1 protein-coding gene is annotated in these 5418 nt (G+C 58.0%); it reads left to right on the top strand.

What is annotated here, in order from left to right; all coding sequences use genetic code 11:
- Positions 1 to 602 precede the first annotated feature (602 nt).
- Positions 603 to 5418, top strand: a 4816-nt coding sequence (locus I2E26_RS07975) for a TIM-barrel domain-containing protein (RefSeq protein WP_195420310.1), incomplete at its 3' end; no start/stop codon positions are given.

The raw sequence follows: 5418 nt of genomic DNA on the forward strand, positions 1-5418 counted from the left end.
GCGTTCCTGCAGCGCATGGCGGAGAAGGACCTGGTGGACCTGAAGTAGGCATCGCCTAGGACGCCTTCACGGACATATCCCCGACGCGAGGGGGCCGGCTTCCGGGCCGGCCCCCTCCTTTTTCGCCGCCCCTCTCGGAAAGGGGACAGGCACTTTTCCGAGCACGCGCCCGCACCGTTGGAGGTTGGTATTTTGATCGGAGCCCCTTTTTTGCGCGTTCTTGCTTCGATGCGGTGCAGCTTGCGCAAGTACATCTCAAACATGACCTGCAACTGTTTAAAAATCTAATACCAGTTGTTAAAAACCCACATATGGGAAGCAGTAGCTTAAGGAAGGTCATAATCCCAGCTTACGGCTATGTATTAGCCGATAAACAACTTCTGACTACGAAAAGAGGTCGATTATGCAGTATGCGCTGCAGTCTACAAGAGTGAATAGCCGCTTACGAAGTGATTTTGACCGTCTGTCGATGGGGCCAACACAAATGCTCCCAAGAGACATAGCGTAGGGTGGACTACCTAACTGGTTAACTGGTAGATACCAGTCATAACCGGATAGGCCGGCTTTCAGCCGCATCTAAGAACAAGACGAGAGGAGCTTGGATGCAGAAGAAATCTTTGTTCAGCCACCGTTGGGTGAAGGGCAGCGCGGTCGTAGCCGCTACTGCGCTCTCCCTTGCCGTTGCCGCCCCGGCATACGCTGCGCCGCTCGCCAGCGTGAAGTCCGCTACGGCAGACAAGAACGTGGTTACCATCACTTTCAACGATGGTTCCAAGGACGTTACCGGTAAGCTGACCCTGCTGGAAGATGGCATCTTCCGCTACAACGTTGACCCCAAGGGCGAGTTCAGCGCATATGCAAAGCCGAAGGATGAGAAGCACACCGCTAAGATCCAGGCTCAGCCTGATACGTCTGATAAGTACACGCGTCCCAATGCGAACGTGAAGACCGAGGGCAATAAGTTCGTAATCTCCGCTGAAGGCGGCAAGACGACCATCGAATTCGATAAGGCGACCGCCAAGATGACCGTTAAGAACAACGGCAAGGTCGTCATGGAGGAGTCTGCTCCGCTCGATTTGGGCAACACCACCGTGCAGAAGCTGAAGAAGCACGAGGGCGAGAACTTCTTCGGCGGCGGCACCCAGAACGGCCGCTTCATTCACACCGGCAAGACCATCAACATCGCCAACGAGTCCAACTGGGTCGATGGCGGCGTGGCCTCGCCGAACCCGTTCTATTGGTCCGATAATGGCTACGGCGTACTGCGCAATACGTTTGCCAATGGTTCTTACGATTTCGGTAACACCAAGGCCGATACCACCACTGCCAGCCACAACGAGAACGAGCTCGACGCATACTACTTTGTCGCCGACGCCCAGAAGGGTGCGAGCACGGCCCCCGTTGCCCAGGATCTGCTCCAGGGTTACTTCAAGGTTACCGGTAACCCGATCCTCCTGCCCGAGTATGCATTCTACGTCGGTCACCTGAACGCGTGGAACCGCGATATGTGGTCCTCGACGCCCAAGGCAGGCTACGGTAAGAAGCAGATCAAGGGTTCCGCTCCTGCTACCGATGAGAATGCTGGCGAGACCCAGTATGAAAAGGGCGGCACCGGCACCTCGATGATGCCCAACTCCCATGTTGAGTCTCTGAACGGCCATGGCCCCAGCAAGTTTACTGAGAATATTCCCGCTGGTACGGATTTCCCCAAGGAGTTCTCGGCCCAGCACCGTCTTGATAGCTACGTGGACAACGATATGCCGCTTGGCTACTTCTTGCCCAACGACGGCTATGGTGCGGGCTACGGCCAGAACGGCTTCGGCAAGACCGGTGGCGTTAACCCTGACGGCACGAGTTCCAAGGATCGTCTGGATGCCGTTGCTGCGAACGTGCAGAACCTTAAGGAATTCACGGATTACGCCAACAAGAAGGGTATTGCTACCGGCCTGTGGACTCAGTCTTACCTTAGCCCGGACAGCAACCCCGACACTCAGTGGCAGCTGCTGCGCGACTTCCGCGCCGAGGTTAAGACCGGCGGCGTAACCACCCTGAAGACCGACGTTGCCTGGGTTGGCCCTGGCTACTCCATGGCGCTCGACGGCACTAAGACCGCATATGATATCGTGACCGAGGAAGTTAACTTCCGTCCCAACATCATCACGCTTGACGGCTGGGCGGGCACGCAGCGCTTTGGCGCTATTTGGACCGGCGACCAGACCGGCGGCAACTGGGAGTACATTCGCTTCCATGTTCCCACGTACATCGGCCAGGGTCTGGCCGGCAACCCCAATATCGGCTCCGACATGGACGGCATCTTCGGCGGCGCCCCCATCATCGCCACGCGTGATTACCAGTGGAAGACCTTCACTCCGCTCATGCTCGACATGGACGGCTGGGGCTCCTATGTCAAGGCTCCGCAGGCGCACGGTGATCCGTATACCGGTATCTCCCGTATGTATCTCAAGCTGAAGTCCCAGCTCATGCCCTACATCTATACCACCGCTGCCTCCGCTGCCAACATCAATACGGGTAATGGTGACGAGGGTATGCCGATGATTCGCGCTATCCTTCTGTCTGAGAACACCCCGTATGCGAACAGCACCGCTACTCAGTACGAGTACACGCTGGGCGATGACTTCCTGGTTGCCCCGGTCTACCAGAACACTGCTGATACCGATGGCGATGGCAACGATGTTCGCAACGGCATTTACCTTCCGGGCGGTTCCGAGACCATCTGGATCGACTACCTTACCGGCGCCCAGTACCGCGGCGGCCAGGTGCTCAATCACTTTGATGCTCCGCTCTGGAAGCTCCCCGTCTTCGTTAAGGCCAATGCTATCGTTCCCATGTACGATGCGAACGACAACCCAGAGGACGTCGATCGTTCCATCCGCAACGTTGAGTTCTTCGCCACTTCCGGCGAGAACAGCTACACGCTGTTCGAGGACACCGGCACCTACGTGGAGAACAAGACCAATACTTCCGACAAGGAGTATGGCAAGGAGAGCACGATCAGCTACGGCTCGAACGTGAAGACCAAGTTCACCTCAAAGGCCGACGCCGCCAAGAAGACCGCAACCTTCAAGGCAGGTAAGTCCGAGGGCGATTACAAGGGCTATAAGAAGGATCGCACGACCACGTTTATCGTGAACGTGTCCGAGGAGCCTTCGGCTGTTGTTGCTAAGAACGGCAACCAGGCCCTCACCATCGAGAAGGTCACCACCGAGGACGCCTTCAAGAAGGCTAAGCCCGCTGCTGGCAAGGCTGTGTACTTCTACTGCGAGCAGCCCAACCTCAACTACAACGCCACCGCTGATAGCGAGCAGGTGCGTAACGAGGGCTTCAGCTCTCAGAAGGTCACCACCACGCCCAAGCTGTATGTGAAGTTCGCCCAGACCGACGTCAACGCCAACGAGCAGACGCTCGAGGTCACCGGTTTCGTGAACGACGGCAAGCTTCCCAGCGATAGCGTGGTTCAGGATCTTGCTGCGCCGAAGCTCTCCGCTCCCGAGGACGGTCTGACCCCCACGAGCATCAAGCTCGCTTGGAACAAGGTCGAGGGCGCCACTGGTTATGACATCAAGATCGACGGCATGGTTAACTCCATCCCCTCTGGCGAGACGGTCGAGTTTAAGGTGACCGACCTGGACTACAAGTCGACTCACAAGTTCCAGATTCGCGCTCGCAACGCCAAGGGTGTTTCCGAGTGGAGCACGCCTGAGCTTAGCGCTACGACGCTTGAGGATCCCTGGCGCAACTGCCCCGCTCCTGCAAACATCTCGTGGGACGGCGGCGAGCAGTGGGGCAAGCTGAGCCTTGCGTTCGACCACGATGACAAGAACTCGAGCCACTTCCACTCCACCGGCAATGCAATCGGCATGCCGATGACCATCGATTACGGCAAGGTGCTCAAGCTCGATAAGTTCGTCTACACCCCGCGTCAGGACAACGGCGGTAACGGCAACGTTGCCAAGATGAAGATCGAGACCAGCCTCGACGGCGCCCACTGGGTCGACCACGGCGTCACTAACTGGGATAACACGGGTGCCGGCAAGCTGCAGCAGAAGACCGTGAACCTCGAGGGCAACACGGCACGCTTCCTGCGCCTCACCGTCCAGGAGTCTGCAGGCGGCTTCTTCTCCGCCACGGAGCTCGCTCTGTACAAGGTTGATAAGAGCGAGGCCCAGGATCCCGGTTCGCTGAAGGCTCCCGCCACTGTTGGCAACGAGGATTACTCTCACATCGATAACTGCGTGGGCCGCGAGAACCGCGGTACCGGCAAGACCGACTGGACGTCTCACGTCGCTCAGTCTGCGGCCGACTTCAACCTGAATAACGCCTACGACGTCTATGACATGTCCTTCACCATGTCCAAGCTCGACGGCGGCACCAAGCAGAAGGGTAAGGTCGCTGGCGCGATTGCGGTCGTCCCTGGCAAGAAGGCCGTTAAGGCTGGCGAGACCATCACGGTTGCCGTGAAGGCTCAGGGTGCCAAGAACGTCAACGCCATGGGTGCGCTCGTCAAGTACCCGGTCGAGAACTTCGAGTTCGTGAACGACAGCATCAAGGTCACCAGCAACGCTGGCGAGATGGAGAACAGGTCTGGTCACCACACCTTCGGTGACGCGATGAACTCCGTGAACATCGCCATGGCCAACAAGGGTGATAAGAAGCTCTACAACGGCTCCGAGAACATCGCCACCTTCCAGCTCAAGGCGAAGAAGGACTGCGAGGTCAAGCTCGAGAGCGAGGCCTGGCTCATTGGTCCTTCTCGGGACTTCATCACCGCCGGTGACGGCTCTGAGGTTCTGCCCGAGGTCAAGGAGCTTGGCCAGGACGCCTTCAAGATCACGATGACGAACGACAAGCTGAAGTCTGACGACGGCACCAACGTCTCCAAGCTCATCCAGCAGGGTAACTACGACGGTCTCTTCGATAACAACGAGAGCGACAACGGCTTCGAGTTCAAGTGGGATATCGACTCCAACCACCAGAACGGCAAGCTGCCCGAGTACGTCATGCTGCCCACCACGATGCACTTCGAGCTGAAGGAGCCTCGCGCGCTGCAGGACGTTCAGATCGTGAACCGCGACACCTATAACGGCACCGTCACCTCGCTCGAGGCCGTCATTACCTACGCCGACGGCTCTAAGTCCGAGTTCAAGGGCGGCGAGTTCGCTAAGAAGCAGGCTGTCTACACGCTCAAGGCCGAGGCAGGCAAGAAGGTTGCCCGCGTCGACATCACCCCGCTCACGTCCGAGGGTACGGCCGATGGTTACGAGGGCGAGGCTGCGAAGAACCGCATGCTCACTCTGCGCGAGATCAACTTCAACTACGTTGAGGGCGAGGTGCAGCCGCCGGTCGAGGAAGTCAAGGAGCTCGCTCAGACCGACTTCAACATCACCCTTACCAATAAGG

Origin of the sequence: Collinsella sp. D33t1_170424_A12 (assembly GCF_015554865.1) — a bacterium.
Classification (GTDB): Bacteria; Actinomycetota; Coriobacteriia; order Coriobacteriales; family Coriobacteriaceae; genus Collinsella.